Below are 20,949 nucleotides of genomic sequence, written 5' to 3' on the forward strand. Positions count from 1 at the left end.
GAGCGGGACCGTGGCCGGGCCGGGGCCGCCATCGGCCGCGACTCCAGCCGCACGCTCACCCGGCGCCCCCGTGGCACCGCGCGCACCGACGCCGAGGGCCCCACCCGCGGCCAGTACCTCACCCGCAGGTGGGTCGCGATGCTGGCGGTGCTCTCCGTGGTCGTGGTCGGCTACCTGGTGATGTTCACGTCCGTGCTCGGCGTCCGGTCGGTGGAGGTCATCGGCACCAAGGAGATCCCGGAGGACGACGTGCTGGCGGCCGCCGCCATCGAGCGCGGCACGCCCATGGTCCGCCTCGACACCGCCGAGGCCGCCGTTCGCGTGGCCAAGCTGCCGAGTGTGTTCGACGTGGTCGTGGAGCGGTCCTGGCCCAGCACCGTCGAGATCGTCGTCACCGAGCGCATCCCGGTCGCCGTCCGCAAGGTGGGCGTGCAGCTGCACCTGATCGACGCCACCGGGCTCGACTACTCGACCGTCACGACCGCCCCGCCAGGGCTGCCCACCCTGGCGATGGACGACATCCGCCCCGGCAACCCGGCCACCAGGGCCGCGGTCACCGTCCTGCTGGACATCCCAGAGCAGCTAAGGTCCCACCTCGTCACCGTCAGCGCCGACACCCCCGGCAACGTGCGACTCACCCTCGCGGACGGCCGCGTGGTCAAGTGGGGCAACGCCCGCGACAACGCGCGCAAGGCCGCCGTCCTCGCCCCGCTGCTGACCCGCCCCGGCACGACCTACGACGTCGCCACCCCCGACTTTCCCACGGTGGCTGGATAAGAGGGCGCGGGTCCGCCGTCCGCCGCGGCACACTGCGCGTCATGACAGTGACCGACACCCGGCCGGAGCCGCCGATGGTCGCCGCCGAGCGCGAGCAGCTCGCCGGTTTCCTCGACTTCCTCCGCGGCACCGTCGTCATGAAGGCCGAGGGCCTCACCGACGAACAGGCCCGGCGCCCGCTCGTTCCCTCGGGCCTGACCACGATCGCGGGCCTGGTGTCCCATCTCACCTACGTCGAGCAGTACTGGTTCGGCGTGGTGTTCGACGGCAAGCCCGATGCATGGACCGACCGCTTCAAGACGGACCCGGACGCCGAGTTCACCGAGGGCATGACCACGCCGCTACCCGAGCTGATCGAGAACTACACCCAGGAATGCGCCCGGAGCAGGGCGGTGTCCGCGAAATTCGACCTCGACGCGACCGCGAAACGCAATGGTGAACCCGTGAACCTCCGCTGGGTCCTCATCCATATGATTGAGGAGACCGGGCGCCACGCCGGTCACCTGGACCTGCTTCGCGAGCTGCTGGACGGCAGCACCGGCGAGTAGACAAAGGGTGAAGGGCGAAGACAAGACCGCAACTACACGGCGTGGCGGCTGGAAACGGGAACGGTCCATGCATACCGTCCTGATCGTCAGCGCTTGACATAACTCTAAGTCTCTCGTAGAGGTTCAGGGTTCGTCTCGCGACTGTCTCGGGGAACAGCAACAAGGCTTCAGATCAGGAAGGCGGCCCGATGACGCCCCCGCACAACTACCTGGCGGTGATCAAGGTCGTCGGAATCGGCGGCGGTGGGGTCAACGCTGTCAACCGCATGATCGAGGTCGGCCTCAAGGGCGTCGAGTTCATCGCGGTCAACACCGACGCGCAGGCTCTGCTCATGTCCGATGCCGACGTCAAGCTCGACATCGGCCGTGAACTGACCCGTGGCCTTGGCGCAGGCGCCAACCCGGAGGTCGGCTACAAGGCCGCCGAGGACCACCGCGAGGAGATCGAGGAGGTCATCAAGGGCGCCGACATGGTGTTCGTCACCGCGGGTGAGGGTGGCGGCACCGGCACCGGCGGCGCGCCGGTCGTGGCGTCGATCGCCCGCAAGCTCGGTGCGCTCACCATCGGCGTGGTCACCCGCCCGTTCGCCTTCGAGGGCAAGCGGCGTGCCAAGCAGGCCGAGGACGGCATCACCGACCTGCGCAACGAGTGCGACACGCTCATCGTGATCCCGAACGACCGGCTGCTGCAGCTCGGCGACATCGGGGTCTCGCTGATGGACGCCTTCCGCTCCGCGGACGAGGTCCTGCTCTCCGGTGTCCAGGGCATCACCGACCTGATCACCACCCCCGGTCTGATCAACCTCGACTTCGCCGACGTCAAGAGCGTCATGTCCGGTGCGGGCAGCGCGTTGATGGGCATCGGCTCCGCTCGTGGTGAGGGCCGGGCCGTGCAGGCCGCGCAGAAGGCGATCAACTCGCCGCTGCTCGAGGCCTCCATGGACGGCGCGCACGGTGTGCTGCTGGCCATCGCGGGCGGCTCCGACCTCGGCCTGTTCGAGATCAACGAGTCCGCGTCGCTGGTGCAGGAGTCCGCGCACCCTGAGGCCAACATCATCTTCGGCACGGTGATCGACGACTCCCTCGGCGACGAGGTCCGGGTGACGGTCATCGCCGCCGGGTTCGACAGCGGCACCCCGACGCACAAGAAGCTCGACCCGACCATGGTCAGCTCCCGCAGCAGCACGGTGGCCCCGGCCAAGTCGGGTCAGGTCGCCAACCCGGCACCGGAGCGGCAGGAGCAGCCCGCGTCGGCGCAGCAGCACGACACGCCGCCCGCTTCGGCACAGCACACGGCCCAGGCCACGCAAGGCAACCCGCAGCAGGCCACCGCGAGCACACCGGCGCCGGGCACGTCGCAGACCGCCCCGCCGCCCCGGCAGGCCGCGGCCGGCTACTCGAACCCGATGGGCAACGCGAGCGTTCCGCCGACGGCCTCACCCCGGCCGCGTGCCGGCGGCACCTCGGGCAGCCTGCCGCCCCGCGCGGTCCCGGTGACCGACGAGCCGGACGACGAGGTCGACGTGCCGCCCTTCATGCGACGGTGACGTGCCAGGACCTTCGCGGCGGCATCGGGCTACCAAGCCCGGTGCCGCCGCTGCTTTTGGCGGGACATCCGGTTGGATGTCGGAGTAGGCAGTCAATCTCTCCCCACTCGGAGGACACGCAGTGCGGATCAGGCGGGTGGTGACGACGCGTGCCGGTGGCCGGTCGAAGCCGCCGTACGAGTCGTTCAACCTCGGTGGCGGCGTCGGCGACGACCCGGCGGCGGTGGCCGCCAACCGGGCGCGCCTCGCCGACGAGCTCGGGCTCGGCCATGACCGGCTCATCTGGATGGAGCAGGTCCACGGCCGCAACGCCGAGGTCGTCGACGGCCCCCTGGCCGGCGCCGTCGAGGCGACCGACGCGATCGTCACCGCTGAGCCGAACCTCGCGCTCGTCGCGCTGTGCGCCGACTGCGTGCCGGTCCTGCTCGCGGACCCCGGGGCAGGGGTCGTCGGCGCGGCCCACGCGGGCCGGGTCGGCGCCCGCGTCGGCGTACTCCCCTCGGCACTCGCCGCGATGGAGAAGGCGGGCGCGAGCATCGACCGGATCGAGGTGCTGCTCGGCCCGGCCGTGTGCGGAGAGTGCTACGAGGTGCCGGCCGCCATGCAGGCCGACGTCGAGGCCCATCTGCCGGGCAGCGCCACCAAGACCCGCAAGGGCACCCCTGGGCTCGACATCCGCGCCGGTCTCTGGCAGCAGCTCGCCGACGCGGGGGTCGCCAAGATCGGGATCGATCCGCGGTGCACGGTGGAGGACAAGACGCTGTTCAGTCACCGCAGAGAAGGGACCACTGGGCGATTGGCCGCGCTCACCTGGCTCGACCCGGCCGACGCCTCATGAGTGATCGGCGAACGGAGATCGGGTCGGCCCTGGCGACCGTGCGGCAACGCATCACGACTGCCTGCCGCGCCGCCGGGCGCGAAGAGAACGCCGTTCGGCTCATCGCCGTCACGAAGACGTTCCCGGCCTCGGACGCCGCGCTGCTGACCGACCTCGGCGTCGCCGACCTGGGCGAGAACCGCGAGCAGGAAGCCGGTCCCAAGGTCGCTGACCTGCGAGAACTCCGGCCCGACGTGACCGTGCGGTGGCACATGCTCGGCAGGCTGCAACGCAACAAGGCCCGTGCCGTGGCCCGCTGGGCCGCCGAGGTCCAGTCCGTCGACTCGGACCGGCTCGCGGACGCCCTGGACAAGGCCGTCGGCGCCGCCCGGGACGCGGGTGACCGGACCACGCCGCTCGACGTTCTGCTCCAGGTGAGCATCGACGACGATCCGACACGCGGGGGAGTGGGATGCGACACGCTGATGCCGCTTGCCGATCATGTCGCCCGTTCGGGTGGATTGCGGTTGCGCGGACTGATGGCTGTCGCCCCGCTCACCATGACCCCGGACGAGGCCTTCGAACGCCTCGCGCGAGCCGCCGACCGCCTACGGCAAGATCATCCTGAGGCCACAGAACTGTCCTCGGGGATGACAGGTGATCTTGAATCGGCGGTTACTCACGGTTCGACCTGCGTGCGTGTCGGAACCGCGCTCCTGGGCACCCGTGGCCTAGCCTCGCCATAACACGTTCCGGTAATCGTACGTAGCGAGGGCAGGGGTATGGGCACGCTGCAGAAGCTGAAGGCCTACTTCGGCATGGTCCCTGCCGACGAGTACGACGGCTACGACTTCGATGACCTGGACGAATACGGTGACGACCTCCCAGTCCGCGCCGCTGGCGGCCGAGGCTACCGGCGTCCGGAGTACCTGTCCGACGAGGACGAGTACGACCCCTACGGTGAGCCGCCGCGCAGGCGCGGATTCGGTCGCCGGGGCGACGACGCACGGTTCGAGGACGGGTACGAGCCGGAGCCGTCCTTGCGTGCCGACCTCCCGGCCCGAGCCGGTGGCCGGTCGCGTCCTGCCTGGTCAACGGACGCGCCGACCCAGGGCGCGCTGGCCGTGGAGCCCCGTAGGGAGCCTGCGCCGCGACCGCTGCCGCGGCCGGAGCCAGCGGCCAAGCCGAGCACCGGGGGGTACCCGATGGGGCGGATCGTGACCGTGCACCCGACGGGCTTCGCGGACGCGCGCGCCATCGGTGAGCACTACCGCGACGGCACCCCGGTGATCATCAACCTCACCGAGCTCGAGGACGCCGACGCGCGGCGTCTCGTCGACTTCGCCGCTGGTCTGGTGTTCGCGATGCGGGGCTCGATGGACAAGGTCACCAACAAGGTGTTCTTGATCTCACCGCCCAACCAGGACCCGACAGCGGAGGACAAACGGCGCATAGCGGAGGGCGGGTTGCTCAATCGTCAGTGAGAGATGGCAGAGTTGACACGTGGATCCCGTGCGGCTTGTCTTGTATTGGGTACTGTTCGTCTTCTGGCTGTTCCTGACCGCGCGAGTCGTGGTGGAGCTCGTCCGAGCGTTCTCGAGAGAGTGGCGCCCGGCTGGCGGGGTTGCGGTAACGCTGGAGACCATCTACACAGTGACCGATCCTCCGGTCCGCTTGGTCCGTCGGTTGATACCGATGGTCCGGATCGGAGGCGTAGGGCTGGACCTATCGATTATGGTGCTGCTGTTGGTCGTGTTCATACTGATGCGACTGGCCTATCCCGGTTAGTGGGGAATCCGGGTGGATGACAGCCCCTGAGTGCGTGAGGTGATCAGATGTCGTTGACCCCCGCTGACGTGCATAACGTCGCGTTCAGCAAGCCTCCCATTGGCAAGCGGGGCTACAACGAGGACGAGGTGGACGCGTTCCTTGACCTGGTGGAGGTCGAGTTGTCCCGCCTGATCGAGGAGAACAACGACCTGCGTGCGCAGGTCGAGCAGCTCGACGCGCAGCTCGAGTCGGCACGCGCCGACATCGAGGACGCGCGCTCGGTCGCACCGGCGCCGCAGCGTGTCGAGGAGCCGCGCAGGCTGACGCCCGTGCCGCCGCCGAGCGCGCTCGAGCAGACGTCCCCCGGTTCCACCGGTGGCGACCATCACGTCCAGGCCGCGAAGGTGCTCGGGCTCGCCCAGGAGATGGCGGACCGGCTCACCGGCGAGGCCAAGGCGGAGTCCGACGGCATGCTCTCGGAGGCGCGGACCAAGTCCGAGCAGTTGCTCTCCGAGGCCCGTGCCAAGTCGGACACGATGATCAACGAGGCGCGTACCCGCGCCGAGACGATGCTCAACGACGCGCGCACCCGTGCGGAGACGCTCGAGCGTTCGGCCCGTGACAAGGCCACCACGCTGGAGCGCGAGACACAGCGGCAGCACGCCGAGGTCATCGGTCAGGTGCAGGCGGAGCGGACGGCACTCGAGAAGAAGATCGACGAGCTGCGTACGTTCGAGCGTGAGTACCGCACCAGGCTGAAGACGTTCCTGGAGTCGAGTCTGCGAGAACTGGGTGACCGGGGATCCGCGGCGCCGACCACGGGGTCGTCGGACAACGGCAGGTCGTCCGGGCAGCAGGGCTACGCGTTCGGTCCCCGGGCCGAAGCCGGCTGAGCACAGTTCCCCGGAAACGACCTGACTGACCAGTGCTGTACATAGTCCTGGCGCTGGTGGTGGCTGCCTTTGGGCTGCTCATCGCCGCGCTGACCACGGCGTACACGCTGTGGGCGTGGATCTCCGTGGTGTTGAGTGTCGTGGCGGCCGCTCTGCTGGTCACCGACTGGCTGAGCGGCAGGCGCAAGGCACGCGCAGGCGACTCGGCGAGACCGACGGTCGTCACCGTGGGTGGCGCCCGCCGCGACAACCGACCCGGCGGACCGGCCGAGCACGAGCAGTACGACGAACTCGAGGAGCTCGAGGAGCCGGACTTCGGCGACGAGGAGCCGCCAGCCCGCGCGGCGGCGGTGGAGCCGGAGTCCGACGCCGAGGTGACCAGCTTCCTCGAGCCGGTCGCACAACACGCGGCGCCGGTCGAGGACACCGCCGAGCCGGACGAGGAACCGACCGACGCGAGCGACCTGTTGGTGGTCGCGGGCCTCAGTGTCGAGGTACGCGTCGTCGACGAACACCCCCGGTACCACCTCGCGACGTGCACCTGGCTCGGCCCGCGCGCGACGATCCCGATCCCCGTGTCGGAGGCTCGCCAGCTCGGGTTCACGCCGTGTGCCCGCTGTGGCCCCGACGGGGTCCTCGCGGCCAGGCACCGGGCCGCGCGCTAACCGGCTTGCGTGCTCTGGCATCCTTGAAACACAGGCGTTGAACCGGCCATCACCGGGGAGCCTCCGGAAGAACGGGCCCGCTGGGCCTCAGTAGAACCGGACGGGTCGGCCCGTCACAGCCGGTGAACGAGAGGTCGGCGCGCACGTGCGCCGGCAAGCGGGGTGGTACCGCGGCGTCACGTCGTCCCCGTGTGGCAGCACACGCGATCACACGACGGATGGACCACGAGGACCCGATGGCATACCCCAAGGCGCAGTTCGGCTCGGACCAGGGCGTGGCCGCGCAGCCGTCCTTCCCGAACCTCGAGCAGGTCGTGCTCGACTACTGGCACACCGACCGCACCTTCGTCGCGTCCGTCGACGCGCGCCCGGCCGGTGACAACGGCTCGAACGAGTTCGTCTTCTACGACGGCCCGCCCTTCGCCAACGGCCTCCCGCACTACGGCCACCTGCTGACCGGCTACGTCAAGGACGTCGTGCCGCGCTACCAGACGATGCGCGGCAAGCACGTCGAGCGCCGGTTCGGCTGGGACACCCACGGCCTGCCCGCCGAGTTCGAGGCGGAGCAGCAGCTCGGCATCAAGACCAAGGCCGAGATCGAGGAGATGGGCGTCGCCGAGTTCAACGAGGCGTGCCGCACCTCGGTGCTGCGGTACACCGACCAGTGGCGCGACTACGTGACCCGCCAGGCCCGCTGGGTCGACTTCGACAACGACTACAAGACGCTCGACCTCGACTTCATGGAAAGCGTCATGTGGGCCTTCAAGTCCCTGTGGGACAAGGGCCTGGTGTACGAGGGCTACCGCGTCCTCTGGTACTGCTGGCGTTGCGAGACGCCGCTGTCCAACACCGAGACCAAGATGGACGACGTCTACCTGGACCGGCAGGACCCGGCGGTCACGGTCGGCCTGCGGCTCGAGACCGGCGAGCTGGCGCTCATCTGGACCACCACGCCGTGGACCCTGCCGTCGAACCTGGCGATGGCCGTCAACCCCGCGGTCGACTACGTGACCGTCGAGGCGAACGGTGAGCGCTACCTGCTCGCCGAGGCCCGCGTGGCCGCGTACGCCCGCGAGCTGGGGGAGGAGCCGCCGGTCGTCGCCCGCCACAGGGGCGCCGACCTGCTGGGCCGCGGGTACACGCCGCCGTTCGACTTCTTCGCGGGCACCGAGAACGCGCACCAGATCCTCGCCGCCGACTACGTCACCACCGAGGACGGCACGGGCATCGTGCACATCGCCCCCGCCTACGGTGAGGAGGACAAGGTCGTCACCGACGCGGCGGGCATCACGCCGGTCACGCCGGTCGACGCGCACGGCCGCTTCGACACCACGGTGCCCGCCTACGAGGGCATGCACGTGCTCGACGAGGCCAACGGCAAGATCATCAAGGACCTCAAGGCGGCCGGGAAGCTGCTGCGGCAGGAGACCTACGACCACGCGTACCCGCACTGCTGGCGCTGCGGCAACCCGCTGATCCAGCGCGCGGTGACGTCGTGGTTCGTCGCGGTGACCAAGTTCCGCGACCGGATGGTCGAGCTGAACCAGCAGATCAACTGGGTGCCGGGGCACGTGAAGGACGGCCAGTTCGGCAAGTGGCTGGAGAACGCACGCGACTGGTCGATCTCCCGCAACCGCTTCTGGGGCAGCCCGATCCCGGTGTGGGTGTCGGACAACCCGGAGTACCCCAGGGTGGACGTGTACGGCTCGCTGGACGAGCTGGAGCGCGACTTCGGCGTGCGCCCGGCGGATCTGCACCGGCCCTACATCGACGCACTGACCCGGCCGAACCCGGACGACCCGACCGGGCAGTCGACGATGCGCAGGACGCCCGAGGTGCTGGACTGCTGGTTCGAGTCCGGCTCGATGCCCTATGCCCAGGTGCACTACCCGTTCGAGAACCGCGAGTGGTTCGAGCACCACTACCCCGGCGACTTCATCGTCGAGTACAACGGCCAGACCCGCGGCTGGTTCTACACCATGCACGTGCTGGCCACGGCGCTCTTCGACCGGCCGGCGTTCCGCAACTGCCTGGCACACGGCATCGTCCTTGGCGACGACGGCCAGAAGATGTCGAAGAGCCGCAAGAACTACCCGGACGTCAACGAGGTGTTCTCGCGCGACGGCTCGGACGCCATGCGCTGGTTCCTGATGTCGTCACCGATCCTGCGCGGCGGCGACCTGGTGGTGACCGAGCGCGGCATCCGCGACGCGGTGCGCCAGGCCGTGCTGCCGCTGTGGAACACGTGGTACTTCCTGGCGCTGTACGCGAACGCGGAGGGCGTCGAGGGCACGTGGCGGGCGGACTCCAAGCACGTGCTGGACCGGTACGTGCTGGCGAAGACGCAGGAGCTGGTGGTCGACACCCGCGCCGCGCTGGACGTGTACGACCTGTCCGGCGCGTGTGCCGGGGTGCGCGAGTACCTGGAGGCGCTGACCAACTGGTACGTCCGCCGCTCCCGCGACCGATTCTGGGCAGGCGACAAGGACGCGATCGACACGCTCCACACGGTGCTGGAGGTCGTGTCCAGGGTGGTGGCCCCGCTGCTGCCACTCACGGCCGAAGCGGTGTGGCGTGGCGTCACGGGCGAGCGCTCGGTGCACCTTGCCGACTGGCCTGGCGACGACCTGCTGCCCGCCGACGCGGCACTGGTCACGGCGATGGACCGGGTGCGGCAGGTGTGCTCGGCCGCGCTGGCACTGCGCAAGTCGAACAAGCTGCGCGTCCGGCTCCCACTGGCACAACTGACGGTGGCGGCGGCGGACGCCGAGTCGCTGGCGCCGTTCGCTGACCTGATCAGCGACGAGGTGAACGTCAAGCGGGTCACGCTGACCACGGACGTGGCGGCACACGGCCACTTCGAGCTGGTGGTCAACGCACGGGCCTGCGGCCCGAGGCTGGGCGCGGACACGCAGAAGGTCATCCGCGCGGTGAAGGCCGGCGAGTGGACCAGCGACGGCGACACGGTGGTGGCGGCGGGCATCGAACTGCTGCCGGGCGAGTTCCAGCGCAGGCTGGTGGCCACCGACAAGGGCGCCACGGGCGAGCTGCCTGCCTCGTCGGGCCTGGTGGTCCTCGACACGGTGACCACGCAGGAGCTGGAAGCGGAAGGCATCGCCCGCGACCTGGTCCGCGTCGTGCAACAGGCCCGCCGCGAGGCGGACCTTGACGTGGCCGACCGCATCACGGTGACCGTCCAGGCGCCGGACGAGGTAGTGGCCGCCGTTCGCACGCACGAGAAGTTCCTGGCAGGCGAGACCCTGGCGACCACGGTCACCTACGGCCCGGCGACCGGGTTCGCTGGCACAGTGGGCGACGGCACCGACGTCGCGGTGACGGTCACCAAGGCGTAGCCAGAGGTCGCGGTGCCGGGTGCCGCGCACCCGGCACCGCGAACCACTGACAGAGGCCGGAGGCCAACTGGTGAGATTCGCGGTCCGGGTCAAACCCGGCGCCAAGAAGGAATCAGTTGGCGGCCACCACGGCGAAGCACTGATAGTCGCCGTGACCGCCCCGCCCGTCGACGGCAAGGCGAACGAAGCCGTGCGCAAGGCGCTGGCGAAGGCCTTCGGCATCCGCAAGCAGGACGTCACGATCGTGGCGGGAGAACGAGGACGGGACAAGGTTGTCGAGTTGCCCCACAACCTGGTGCCCCGTCCAGGCGGATACGGCATGATTCTCTTTCGGCCCCGCCGCCCGCTGGCCGCGTTGCCGAAAGGCCCAAGTACAACCCGGTACGAGGACCTTCCGGCGCCTTGCCAGCGAACACCGGGATCCGCCGATAACCACCCCAATCCACCTGGACGGGGCACTGGCCCGCCTCGAAGAACTCAAAGGCTGAGATCAGGTGGCCTACACCGGCGGTCAGGCGCTGAGGGTCCACACGGCCGTCGCGATCGCGTCCGTGTTGCGGTCGAGCGCAGGCTCGTCGATGTTGTCGAGCGTGTCGCAGCTGCGGTGGTAGCACGGGTCGAACGCATCGCCCGCCGTGCCGCCCCACTTGGCGGCCTGGTCGGCGGACTTGGTCTCCTCCGCGCCGGTGAACGTGCCACCGGTCGGGATGCCTGCCCGTGCGAACGCGGCGTGGTCGGAGCGCCCGCCGACCTCGACCGGCTCGGTCGCCACGCCGATCGAGACGAAGTAGTCCGCGAGCACCTGCTCGATCTGGTCCGACCCCGGCGGCTGGCTGCCCGACGAGTACACGAAGTAGCCCGGGTTGGGCGAGCCGATCATGTCGAAGTTGACGTAGCCCGCGATCTTCGCGATCTCGGTGTCCGGCAGGCTCTCGACGTAGTTGGTCGACCCGACGAGGCCCAGCTCCTCCGCGCCCCACCAGGCGAACCGCAGGTGCTTGGCCGGCGCAAGGCCCTGCTCGGCGACGGTCAGCGCCACTTCGAGCAGCCCGGCCGAGCCGGAGCCGTTGTCGTTGATGCCGGGACCCGCGTTGACGCTGTCGGCGTGCCCGCCGAACATGATCGTCGCGTTCTCGTCCCCGCCGGGCCAGTCGGCGATCAGGTTGTAGCCGGTCGAGCCGCCGATCGTGAACTCCTGGAACGCGGTCGTGTACCCGGCCGCGTCGAGCTGCGCCTTGATGTAGTCGAGCCCGGCGCGGAAGCCCGGCTGCCCGTGTGCGCGGTTGCCGCCGTTCTCACCCGCGATCCGCGACAGCTCGGCGAGGTGCGCCTGGACATCCGCCACCGGGATGTCCGGAGCTGCTTGTGGCGCAACGACTCCAGCGCTTTCCGGGGCCGCGCCCGCGGTGGCGCACGCGGGGACGAGAGCGGTGACCGTCGCGCACAGCAAGGCCACGACGGCAGGGGACCGACGAGTGATCATGGCAACTCCCAAGGCTCGAAGACCCTGCTCAGCGTGTCAACGGGGTGGTTGAGCCGGTAGGTTCGTTCGTCGGGAATTTCCGGATCGCGGTCAGGAGGAAGGTGTGGCCCAGGAGCTGTCGGTCGTGCTCGGAGCGGTCGCCGCGGTCCTGTTGATCTCGGTGCTCGCGGTCCGGGTGTCGGTGCGGCTCGGGTTCCCGTCGCTGGTGCTCTACCTGTTGATCGGCGTGCTGCTCGGCGAGGCCGGCATCGGCGTCGAGTTCGAGAACGCGTCGCTCACCGAGTCGCTCGGGCTGGCCGCGCTAGTGCTTATCCTCACCGAGGGCGGTCTGACCACGCGGTGGCCGGACGTCAAGGCGTCGTTGTGGCCGGGAGTCGTGCTGTCGACCGTGGCCGTCGCGGTGAGCATCGCGGTCACCGGCGCGGCGCTGCACCTGATTCTCGGCTTCGACTGGCGGTACGCGTTGCTGTGGGGCGCGGTCCTCGCGTCCACCGACGCGGCCGCCGTGTTCAGCGTGCTGCGCAACATCTCCGTCGGCAGGCGCCTCGTCGGTGCGCTGGAGCTCGAGTCCGGCATGAACGACGCGGCCGCCTACCTCGTCGTGGTGTTGCTCGCCTCCGGCAGTGCCGCGACCTGGTCCGACCCACTGTTCGCCGGATACGAGCTGGTGGTCGGCGCGGTCATCGGCATCGGGCTGGGCTGGGTCGGCGCGCAGGCGCTGCGCAAGTCCGCGCTGCCCGCGACCGGCCTCTATCCACTCGCGACGGTCGCGGTGCCGGTGCTGGCGTTCTCGGCGGGCTCGTTCGTGCACGCGTCCGGGCTGCTGGCCGCGTACGTCGCCGCGCTCGTGCTCGGCAACTCGAAGCTCCCGCACCGCAACGACACGCTGTCCTTCGCGGAGGGGCTCGGCTGGCTGTCGCAGATCGGCCTGTTCGTGCTGCTGGGGCTGTTCATGTCGCCGGAAAGGCTGCTGGACGCGGTCGTGCCGGGCATCGTCGCCGGGCTCGTGGTCACGTTCCTCGCCCGGCCCATCTCGGTCGCGGTGTCGCTCACCCCGTTCCGCGTGCCATGGCGGGAGCAGGCGTTCCTGTCGTGGGCCGGCCTGCGCGGCGCGGTGCCGATCGTGCTCGCGATGATCCCGATCACCGAGGGCGTGACCGGCGCGCATCAGCTCGTGGACGCGGTGTTCGTGCTGGTCATCGTGCTGACGATCGTGCAGGGCAGCACGCTGCCACTGGTCGCGCGACTGCTCGGGCTCGCGAAGTCGGGAGTGACCCGCGAGGTCGACGTGGACGCGGCCCCGCTCGACGAGCTTGGCGCCGTGCTGCTGACGTTCACCGTGCCGGCCGGCTCGAAGATGCACGGCGTGTACCTGTCCGAGCTGCGCCTCCCCACGGGCGCGACGGTGAGCCTGCTGGTCCGCGGGGGCGTCGGCCACACGCCCGGCTCGTCGACGCGCATGCAGGTACGCGACCAGCTCCTGGTCGTGGCGACCGAGCAGGTCCGCACGGCCACCGAACACCGCATCCGCGCCGTCGACCGCGCGGGCCGCTTCGCCCGCTGGCGCGGCGAAACCGGCGAGGACTAGTGGCTAGCCCGCCTCCCCGGCATTAAAAGTGTTGGTATCGACCCAGCGACAGCCGCGGACCGTGGGTGGTTGGTGGCTGGGTGCCGTCACGTTCCCCTGAGGTCACTGTTGGTCAGGACCAGACCTCGCACATTCTTAATCCCGGGGAGGCGGGCTCGCTAACATGCTGATCTGGCGCATCTTGTTTGTGGCGTCCAGTGCGGCGACCTTGTACGACTCGGCCAGGGTCGGGTAGTTGAACACGGTGTCGACCAGGTAGTCGACGGTGCCGCCACAGCCCATCACGGCCTGTCCGATGTGGACCAGCTCGGTGGCGTTGGTGCCGAAGACGTGCACACCAAGCAGTGAGCGGTCGTCCGGGGACACGAGCAGCTTCAGCACGCCGTACGAGTCGCCGATGATCTGGCCGCGTGCCAGCTCCCGGTAGCGGGACACGCCGACCTCGAACGGGACGCGCTGCTCGGTCAGTTCGTCCTCGGTACGGCCGATGTAGCTGACCTCGGGGATCGTGTAGATGCCGATCGGCTGCAGTGTGTGCATCTCGTGCACCGGCTCGCCGCACGCGTGGTGGGCGGCCAGCCTGCCCTGCTCCATCGATGTCGCCGCCAGCGCGGGGAAGCCGATCACGTCGCCGACCGCGTAGATGTTGTCCACTTCGGTGCGGAAGTTCGCGTCGACCGTGATCCGGCCGCGCTTGTCCGCCGCCAGCCCGGCGGCCGCCAGGTTCAGTGCCTCTGTCATGCCCTGCCGCCCCGCCGAGTACATCACCGTGTCGGCGGGGATCTTCTTGCCGCTCTCCAGCGTCGTGACCGTCCCCTTGGCGTACCGCTCCACCGCGGTCACGGTCTCGCCGAACCGGAACGTCACCGCGAGGTCGCGCAGCTGGTACTTGAGCGCCTCGACCACCTCGGTGTCGCAGAAGTCGAGCATCCTCTTCCGCTGCTCGATCACCGTCACCTTGGTGCCAAGCGCGGCGAACATCGATGCGTACTCGATGCCGATCACCCCGGCGCCGACCACGATCATCGTCCTCGGAATCCGGTCGAGGCCGAGGATCCCGTCCGAGTCGACGATCGTCTGCTCGTCGAAGTCCACAGTGGATGGACGTGCCGGGGTGGTGCCGGTGGCGATCACGATCTTGTCGGCGGTGACCTTGCGCTCCTGCCCGGCGCCGTCCGCCACCTGCACCGTGTGCCGGTCAACGAACCGGCCAAGGCCCGGCAGCACCGCGATGCCGTTGCGTGCCAGCTGGTTGCGGATCACGTCGACCTCGCGACTGACCACGTGGGACGTCCGCGCGGTCAGGTCGCCGATCGTGATGTCGTCCTTGACACGGTAGCTCTGCCCGTACAGCTCCCGCTGCGACATGCCCGTCAGGTACAGCACCGCCTCGCGCAGCGTCTTCGACGGGATCGTGCCGGTCTGGATGCACACGCCGCCCATCATGTTGCGCCGCTCGATCAGCGCGACCGACGCACCGAGCTTCGCCGCGGCGATCGCCGCCTTCTGCCCGCCCGGACCGGACCCCAGCACCAGCACGTCGTATTCATTCATGCGGTTCAGTCTGGCAAGGGCCACATTGGTTGGACAGCGGAACGGTCGATCAGCTACCTTTTTTCCGAAGGTCATGAGTGCCAGCTGCAGTTGAATCTGCGAAGCCCCGGCTTGCTGGCCGGCAACCCTCCTGCCGCGGTGGGGTGCCCCGGGTGAGGACCAGGCCCTCCGCGAGGTGCGGGCGGGCAAGCGCGGGCCCTGGGTACGGGGTCCACGACCCAGGAGACGCCACGATGACGTTCGCCATTCCCCATGCCCGAGCCGCGGTCGAAGCACTGAAGACCGGCCTGCCATCCGTCGCGGGCAGCAGGCTCACCGTGCCGCTCGTGGACGGCACCCAGGTCCAGTACGCCAACCTCGACCACGCCGCCAGCGCACCCTGTCTCGACGCGGTGCAGGACGCCGTTGACGAGCTGCTGCCCTGGTACGCCAGCGTGCACCGGGGCGCTGGGTTCGCCTCCCAGGTGTCCACGAAGGTCTACGAGAAGGCGCGGCAGGTGGTCCGCGAGTTCGTCCGCGCCCGCCGCACCGACGAGGTGGTCTTCACCCGCAATACCACCGACGCGCTGAACCTGCTGGCCAGGGCGGTGCCGGCGAACACCTCGGTGGTCGTGTTCGACACCGACCACCACGCGGCGCTCCTGCCGTGGCGCGGCCCGAACGTGCACCGCGTGACCCCGACCGCGAACGTCGATGGCGACCTCAACGAGGCACTCGCGCGGACGCCGGCCGGGCCCCGGCTCGTGGTGGTCACCGGCGCCGCGAACGTCACCGGTGAGCTGTGGCCGGTCGCCCGCCTCGCCGCCGTGGCGCGCCGCCACGGCGCCAGGGTGGTGCTCGACGCAGCCCAGCTCGCCGCCCACCGCCCGGTCGACGTGCGGGAGCTGAACGTCGACTACGTGGTGCTGTCCGGCCACAAGCTGTACGCCCCGTTCGGCGCCGGTGCGCTGGTCGGGCGCGCGGACTGGCTGCGTGCCGCCTACCCGTACCTGGCGGGCGGCGGCGCCACCCGGCTGGTCACCGAGCGGGCCGTGTCGTGGAACCACGGGCCGGAGCGGCACGAGGCGGGGTCGCCGAACGTCGTCGGTGCCTATGCGCTCGCGGTCGCCTGCCAGACGCTGCGCCGCTCGTGGGACGCGGTGGTCGCGCACGAGGAGGAGCTGCTGGCCCGGCTGCGTACCGGGCTCGCGAGCATCCCAGGCGTGCGGCAGCTGTCGATCCTCGGCGAGGACGCGCCCCGGGTCGGCGTCGTCAGCTTCACGGTCGGGGACCGCGACCCTGGCCTGGTCGCCGCCTACCTGTCGGCCGAGTACGGCATCGGGGTGCGGGACGGCGCGTTCTGCGCGCACATCGCGGTGAACCGGCTCACCGGCGGCCGCGCGTTGCGGGCGAGCCTCGGCCTTGGCAGCACCGCCGAGCACGTCGACCGCCTGCTCACCGCGCTGCGGCGGCTGGTCACCGACGGCCCGGCCAGGCAGTACGAGCTGGTCGACGGCCGGTACGCCCCGGTCGAGGACACCAGGCCCCTGCCAGCCTTCCTGACCGGCCTCTGACCACACCGTGGACAATGGGTTTCGTGAGCGGAGCTTGCGGAGCGAACATCAAACACGACGGCTGGTCGGAGCCTGCGAGGACCAGCCGTGAACAACGATGAGATCAGCGCGGAGCCAGAAGCCGCGGAGCCACCTGTGCTGCCGCTGCCACCGAGGAAGGTGTGGCTCGTCGCGGCCGTCGCGCCGGTCCTGCTGGTGATCGACCAGATCACCAAGCAGCTCGCACTGGCCTCGCTCGAGCACGAGCCGCCCGTCCGCGTCCTCGGCGGCCTGTTCTACCTGCAGATCGTGCGCAACCCGGGCGCAGCGTGGGGCATGGCGACCGGCATGACGTGGGTGCTGACGCTGATCGCGCTCGCGGTGGTCGTCGGCATCATCTGGGTGATGCCGAAGCTGCGCTCCACCGGCTGGGCCATCGGCCTCGCGCTGGTGCTCGCGGGTGCCCTCGGCAACCTCGTCGACCGGTTCTTCCGCGCGCCGGGTGCGATGCACGGCCACGTCGTGGACTTCCTGTCCCCGTTCGCGCCGAACGGCGAGGCGTTCCCGGTGTTCAACGTCGCCGACTCGGCGATCTGCGTCGGCGGCGCGCTGATCGTGCTGATGGCGCTACTCGGCCGCGACTACGACGGCCGCCGCACCTCTGACAAGAAGGACCAGAAATGACCGCCCGCACTCTGCCCGTTCCGGACGGGCTCGACGGCATGCGCGTGGACGCCGGGCTCGCGAAGCTGCTCGGCCTGTCCCGCACCGCGGTCGCCGCCATCGCCGAGTCGGGCGACGTGCAGCTCGACGGCCGCACGGCGGGCAAGTCTGACAAGCTCACCGCCGGCGCGTGGCTGGAGGTCACGATCCCGGACCCGGAGCGCGAGGACGGTGGTCCGGCGCCCGCGATCGAGGTGCCCGGCATGACGATCATCCACGAGGACGACGACGTCGTGGTCGTGGACAAGCCGGTCGGGGTCGCGGCGCACCCGAGCCCTGGCTGGACCGGGACGACCGTCATCGGCGGCCTCGCCGCGGCCGGTGTGCGGGTGTCGACGTCCGGCGCGGCCGAGCGGCAGGGCGTCGTGCACCGGCTCGACGTCGGCACCACCGGCATCATGGTCGTGGCGAAGAGCGAGCACGCCTACACGGTGCTCAAGCGCGCGTTCAAGGAACGCACCGTCGACAAGGGCTACCACGCGCTCGTGCAGGGCCACCCCGACTCGTCGTCGGGCACCATCGACGCACCGATCGACCGGCACCCCAAGCACGACTACAAGTTCGCGGTGGTCGCCAGCGGCAGGCCGAGCGTCACGCACTACGAGACAATCGAGGCGTTCCGCGCCGCGTCGCTCGTGGACATCAAGCTGGAGACCGGTCGCACGCACCAGATCCGCGTGCACTTCTCCGCGCTGCGGCACCCGTGCGTCGGCGACATCGCCTACGGGGCGGATCCCACACTGGCCAAGCGACTCGGCATGACCCGCCAGTGGTTGCACGCACGGCGGCTCGGCTTCCACCACCCGGCGGACGGGCAGTGGGTCGAGTTCACCAGCCAGTACCCGGAGGACCTGAGGAAAGCGTTGGACAGACTGGCATCCGAGAGCTGAAGTTCTCCACCTGCCGCCGGTTTTCGCGTATTTTGGTTCGCAACCAGCGAGGTGGGTGGTGCGAGTGCGCAGCGATCGAGCAGACGGCGAACCGACGGAGCATTTCCTCGAGGACGGCGTCGCACCCTCGGTGATCGGCGGCGGTCCCCCGGAGTCGCCGTTCGACGTCGAACCGGAGCCCGAGCCGCAGAGCCGCCACGCACAGAGCAGACCGGAACCGGACTACGCGACGCGCCGCACCGAGCCACCCACGTCGCCGATCCCGGTCGTCCGCCGGCTTCCGCGTGAGCAGGAGCCGGAGAAGCGCAAGTCGTGGGTCGCCAGGATGTTCCGACCTGACAGGTAATTCAGTTCTCGACGGTCCACGTCAGTGCGCGGGACTCCTCGTCGGGACGAGGGCTCCAGCGGACCGACGTGACCTCGGTGTGCTCCGGCACGACGTACACGGTGTGGCCGCCCTGCGTCTCGCCCGGCGGGACGCCGATCCGGTGCGGCGGCCGCGACGACAGCGACACCGGCGCCTTCGAGATGGTCTTGCCGTCCGGTGTCACCAGCACGAGGTACAGGTCCGGCAGCGACTGGAACGCCACGTTGCCCCGGTTGGTCAGCTCCGTGTGCACGACCACCGACCGCTCACCCTCCTGCAGCCGGTACCCGGCCGCGGTGAACAGGTAGTCCGCCGGGTCGACGACCTCCACGAGCGTGATCGACAGCCGCTCGCCCTCCAGCCCTTCGGTCTGCAGTGCGTTCCCGACCTTGCCCTGCCGCACATCGGGTTCCGCCCGGTCCGGCCGGATCGTGGGTTGCGTCAGGTCCTGGGGTGGCCCGTCGCCACGCGCCCACGTCGACGTCTGCGGCGGGCCCCACATGCTGATCGGCGCCTCGACCTGCGGCAACGGCTGGGCCTGCTGCGGCACGGGCGCGGGGAACGGCTGGCTCGGCGGCCCGGTCTGCGCGGGGAACGGCGCGCTGGGCGGACCCGTGCGCGGCATCATCGGCTGCTGCACGGAGTGCGGGCCGGAGTGCGGGCCCGGCTGCTGCTGTAGTTGCTGCTGTGGTTGCTGCTGGTAGGGCGCGTGCATCGGGCCCGACGGCGGGAACTGCTGCTGCCCGTACGGGGTCTGCACACCGTAGGGCGGGGAGCTGGCGGCCATCGCGGCGGCGGCCACCTGGGCCAGCCGCGCCGGGTCACACTCGACACCCACGAGCAGGGGCAGCCCGGTCGCCGAGAGCGAGACGAGCCGCGAGGCGACCTCCCGGGGGTCCATGCCCACGCGGGCGGCGACCTCGTGCACCGCTGCTCTGCCCATCTCGGCAACCACGCCGAGGAGGCGGGCGTCAACCGGATCCGTCACGGCTCGCACGCTACCCCGTCCCCTCGATCATCGTGGCGGAAGCCGCGCCCACGCAGCACCATTCTCCTCCCCGCTGCCCGGATCGTTACTGGCAGGATCTACCCATGGGCGCCATCACGACTCACCGAGGTTTCTGGACCCGCGACTTGCGAGCTGACAAACACTGGCCCCTGCTGCCGTTCGACGTGCAGGCTGGCTGCTCCTCCGTCGCCGTCGAGCTGTCGTTCGACCCCGAGTCCGGCGCCGTCATCGACCTGGGCTGCGATGGCGCGGACGGCTGGCGCGGCTGGTCCGGCGGCGCCCGCACCAGCTACGTGATCACCCCCGACGGCGCCACCCCCGGCTACGTCCCCGGCGAGCTGGAGGCGGGGGAGTGGCACGTCGTGCTCGGCCTGCACCGCGTCCCGGCGAAGGGCGTCGAGGTGACGGTCACGATCGAGACGAACGGCGACGCGACGCCAGCGCCCCTGCGTCCTGACCCGCCCGTGCCCGCGAAGCCGAGGCCGCGCGGGCTGCCCGCCGCCGCCGGGCTGCGCTGGGTCGCGGTCGACCTGCACGCGCACACGCTGCACTCCGACGGCGAGCTGACCATCGCCGAGCTGGCCGCCGAGGCGGTGGCCGCCGGGCTCGACGCACTCGCGGTCACCGACCACAACACGGTCAGCCACCACGCCGAGCTGGCCGCGGTCGGCCACCGCTACGGCATCGCGCTGATCCCCGGCCAGGAGATCACGACCGAGTTCGGGCACGCCAACGCCTTCGGTGACATCGGCTGGATCGACTTCCGCGAACCGGCCGCCAACTGGGTGAAGACGGTCCGCGAGCGCGGCGGCCTGCTGTCGATCAACCACCCGCTCGGCGGCGACTGTGCGTGGCGTCACCCGCTGCCAGAGCACCCGCCGCTCGCGGAGGTGTGGCACTCGAGCTGGCTCGCGCCGAACTGGGGCGGCCCGGTCGCGTGGTGGCAGGCGTGGGGCAGCGAGGCCACCCCGATCGGCGGCAGCGACTTCCACCGCCGCGACGAGGGCGTGCGGCTGGGCGCCCCGACGACGTGGGTGGCGGTGGACTCGCACGCCCGCAACGCCGACGAGCTGGTGCCCGCGGTGCTGGAGGGCCTGCGGGCGGGCCGCACCGCCGTGTCGGCGAACCGCACCGGCCCGGTCCTGCTGCCGGTCGACGGCAAGGTGATCGCACTGGACGCGCCCGGCACGCTGGTCGTCGGCCGTGACGTCACGCGCAAGGTCCGCTTCGACCGGGACACGTTCGACCCACCCGGCCCGCACGGCCACGTGCTCTGCGGGCACGACGGGACGGTACTGGCGTTGGCCGGAACTCCCGGTCCGCCTCCCCGGAACTAAAAGTGTTGGTCCGGACCCAGCGCAGGCGTGGGTACCGAGATGGATGGTGGCTGGGTGCCGTCACGTTCCCCTGAGGTCACCTTTGGGCAGGCCAAG

19 protein-coding genes, 1 pseudogene and 1 riboswitch are annotated in these 20,949 nt (G+C 70.3%); of the genes and pseudogenes, 17 read left to right on the forward strand and 3 right to left on the reverse strand.

Annotated features, from left to right (window positions below; genetic code table 11):
• From WBA97_RS10530 to WBA97_RS10580, 11 genes and pseudogenes are all read left to right on the forward strand, one after another.
• Positions 1 to 777, forward strand: a 777-nt coding sequence (locus WBA97_RS10530; RefSeq protein WP_424230559.1) for a cell division protein FtsQ/DivIB, incomplete at its 5' end; no start/stop codon positions are given.
• 41 nt (positions 778 to 818) lie between these two features.
• The gene (locus WBA97_RS10535; protein WP_424230560.1) at positions 819 to 1,325 is read left to right on the forward strand and encodes a DinB family protein; all 507 of its coding nucleotides are present in this window, start codon (positions 819 to 821) and stop codon (positions 1,323 to 1,325) included.
• Positions 1,326 to 1,513: 188 nt separating this feature from the next.
• Positions 1,514 to 2,872, forward strand: coding sequence for a cell division protein FtsZ (gene ftsZ, locus WBA97_RS10540; RefSeq protein WP_424230561.1), 1,359 nt, complete (start codon positions 1,514 to 1,516; stop codon positions 2,870 to 2,872).
• Between the two features lie 121 nt (positions 2,873 to 2,993).
• On the forward strand, positions 2,994 to 3,710 hold the full coding sequence (pgeF, locus tag WBA97_RS10545; protein ID WP_424230562.1) for a peptidoglycan editing factor PgeF: 717 nt from the start codon (positions 2,994 to 2,996) through the stop codon (positions 3,708 to 3,710).
• Complete coding sequence (locus tag WBA97_RS10550) at positions 3,707 to 4,435, forward strand: YggS family pyridoxal phosphate-dependent enzyme (protein WP_424230563.1); 729 nt, start codon at positions 3,707 to 3,709, stop codon at positions 4,433 to 4,435. Before pgeF ends, WBA97_RS10550 begins: the two co-directional genes overlap by 4 nt.
• 36 nt (positions 4,436 to 4,471) lie before the next feature.
• The gene (locus tag WBA97_RS10555) at positions 4,472 to 5,173 is read left to right on the forward strand and encodes a cell division protein SepF (protein ID WP_424230564.1); all 702 of its coding nucleotides are present in this window, start codon (positions 4,472 to 4,474) and stop codon (positions 5,171 to 5,173) included.
• A gap of 19 nt (positions 5,174 to 5,192) precedes the next feature.
• Positions 5,193 to 5,477 carry a YggT family protein gene (locus WBA97_RS10560; RefSeq protein ID WP_184814390.1) on the forward strand — a complete coding sequence of 95 codons (285 nt, stop codon included), beginning with the start codon at positions 5,193 to 5,195 and terminating at the stop codon, positions 5,475 to 5,477.
• 47 nt (positions 5,478 to 5,524) lie between these two features.
• The gene (locus WBA97_RS10565; protein ID WP_424230565.1) at positions 5,525 to 6,352 is read left to right on the forward strand and encodes a DivIVA domain-containing protein; all 828 of its coding nucleotides are present in this window, start codon (positions 5,525 to 5,527) and stop codon (positions 6,350 to 6,352) included.
• 32 nt (positions 6,353 to 6,384) lie between these two features.
• Entirely contained in the window at positions 6,385 to 7,017 is a 633-nt protein-coding gene (locus WBA97_RS10570; RefSeq protein ID WP_424230566.1) for a hypothetical protein, read from the forward strand.
• 236 nt (positions 7,018 to 7,253) lie between these two features.
• A complete protein-coding gene (ileS, locus tag WBA97_RS10575; protein ID WP_424230567.1) occupies positions 7,254 to 10,370 on the forward strand; it encodes an isoleucine--tRNA ligase in 3,117 nt (1,038 codons plus the stop codon).
• Positions 10,371 to 10,437: 67 nt separating this feature from the next.
• Positions 10,438 to 10,653, forward strand: a pseudogene (locus WBA97_RS10580) (DUF167 domain-containing protein); the annotation flags it as partial.
• A gap of 228 nt (positions 10,654 to 10,881) precedes the next feature.
• Here the strand turns inward: WBA97_RS10580 and WBA97_RS10585 are convergent.
• Positions 10,882 to 11,853, reverse strand: coding sequence for a M28 family metallopeptidase (locus tag WBA97_RS10585; protein WP_424230568.1), 972 nt, complete (start codon positions 11,851 to 11,853; stop codon positions 10,882 to 10,884).
• 103 nt (positions 11,854 to 11,956) lie between these two features.
• On the opposite strand from WBA97_RS10585, the gene WBA97_RS10590 reads away from it, so the two are divergent.
• Entirely contained in the window at positions 11,957 to 13,441 is a 1,485-nt protein-coding gene (locus WBA97_RS10590) for a potassium/proton antiporter (protein WP_424230569.1), read from the forward strand.
• Positions 13,442 to 13,576: 135 nt separating this feature from the next.
• Here WBA97_RS10590 and sthA read toward each other — a convergent pair whose 3' ends face one another.
• Positions 13,577 to 14,995 carry a Si-specific NAD(P)(+) transhydrogenase gene (gene sthA / locus WBA97_RS10595; protein WP_424230570.1) on the reverse strand — a complete coding sequence of 473 codons (1,419 nt, stop codon included), beginning with the start codon at positions 14,993 to 14,995 and terminating at the stop codon, positions 13,577 to 13,579.
• A gap of 69 nt (positions 14,996 to 15,064) precedes the next feature.
• A riboswitch (SAM riboswitch) is annotated at positions 15,065 to 15,193 on the forward strand.
• Positions 15,194 to 15,228: 35 nt separating this feature from the next.
• On the opposite strand from sthA, the gene WBA97_RS10600 reads away from it, so the two are divergent.
• From WBA97_RS10600 to WBA97_RS10615, 4 genes are all read left to right on the forward strand, one after another.
• Complete coding sequence (locus WBA97_RS10600; protein WP_424230571.1) at positions 15,229 to 16,548, forward strand: aminotransferase class V-fold PLP-dependent enzyme; 1,320 nt, start codon at positions 15,229 to 15,231, stop codon at positions 16,546 to 16,548.
• An 87-nt stretch (positions 16,549 to 16,635) separates the two neighbouring features.
• Positions 16,636 to 17,211 (forward strand): signal peptidase II, encoded by a 576-nt coding sequence (gene lspA / locus WBA97_RS10605; protein ID WP_424230572.1) that lies wholly within the window; start codon positions 16,636 to 16,638, stop codon positions 17,209 to 17,211.
• Positions 17,208 to 18,140, forward strand: a complete 933-nt coding sequence (locus WBA97_RS10610) for an RluA family pseudouridine synthase (protein WP_424230573.1) — start codon at positions 17,208 to 17,210, stop codon at positions 18,138 to 18,140. The genes lspA and WBA97_RS10610 overlap by 4 nt, the downstream gene beginning before the upstream one ends.
• A 64-nt stretch (positions 18,141 to 18,204) precedes the next feature.
• On the forward strand, positions 18,205 to 18,486 hold the full coding sequence (locus WBA97_RS10615; protein WP_424230574.1) for a hypothetical protein: 282 nt from the start codon (positions 18,205 to 18,207) through the stop codon (positions 18,484 to 18,486).
• 1 nt (position 18,487) lies between these two features.
• Here WBA97_RS10615 and WBA97_RS10620 read toward each other — a convergent pair whose 3' ends face one another.
• Entirely contained in the window at positions 18,488 to 19,495 is a 1,008-nt protein-coding gene (locus WBA97_RS10620) for an AsnC family protein (protein WP_424230575.1), read from the reverse strand.
• A 146-nt stretch (positions 19,496 to 19,641) separates the two neighbouring features.
• Between WBA97_RS10620 and WBA97_RS10625 the strand changes: the two genes are divergently transcribed.
• Complete coding sequence (locus tag WBA97_RS10625; RefSeq protein WP_424230576.1) at positions 19,642 to 20,853, forward strand: CehA/McbA family metallohydrolase; 1,212 nt, start codon at positions 19,642 to 19,644, stop codon at positions 20,851 to 20,853.
• Positions 20,854 to 20,949 lie beyond the last annotated feature (96 nt).

This window comes from Actinophytocola sp. (assembly GCF_049647105.1).
GTDB lineage: Bacteria > Actinomycetota > Actinomycetes > Mycobacteriales > Pseudonocardiaceae > Actinophytocola.

What these genes read in the sequence shown, in the direction of transcription:
- WBA97_RS10535 (WP_424230560.1), top strand. Translation starts at nt 819, where the DNA reads ATGACAGTGACCGACACCCGGCCGGAGCCGCCGATGGTCGCCGCCGAG.
- ftsZ (WP_424230561.1), top strand. Translation starts at nt 1,514, where the DNA reads ATGACGCCCCCGCACAACTACCTGGCGGTGATCAAGGTCGTCGGAATC.
- WBA97_RS10550 (WP_424230563.1), top strand. Translation starts at nt 3,707, where the DNA reads ATGAGTGATCGGCGAACGGAGATCGGGTCGGCCCTGGCGACCGTGCGG.
- WBA97_RS10555 (WP_424230564.1), top strand. Translation starts at nt 4,472, where the DNA reads ATGGGCACGCTGCAGAAGCTGAAGGCCTACTTCGGCATGGTCCCTGCC.
- WBA97_RS10565 (WP_424230565.1), top strand. Translation starts at nt 5,525, where the DNA reads ATGTCGTTGACCCCCGCTGACGTGCATAACGTCGCGTTCAGCAAGCCT.
- ileS (WP_424230567.1), top strand. Translation starts at nt 7,254, where the DNA reads ATGGCATACCCCAAGGCGCAGTTCGGCTCGGACCAGGGCGTGGCCGCG.
- WBA97_RS10585 (WP_424230568.1), bottom strand. Translation starts at nt 11,853, where the DNA reads ATGATCACTCGTCGGTCCCCTGCCGTCGTGGCCTTGCTGTGCGCGACG.
- sthA (WP_424230570.1), bottom strand. Translation starts at nt 14,995, where the DNA reads ATGAATGAATACGACGTGCTGGTGCTGGGGTCCGGTCCGGGCGGGCAG.
- WBA97_RS10600 (WP_424230571.1), top strand. Translation starts at nt 15,229, where the DNA reads ATGACGTTCGCCATTCCCCATGCCCGAGCCGCGGTCGAAGCACTGAAG.
- WBA97_RS10610 (WP_424230573.1), top strand. Translation starts at nt 17,208, where the DNA reads ATGACCGCCCGCACTCTGCCCGTTCCGGACGGGCTCGACGGCATGCGC.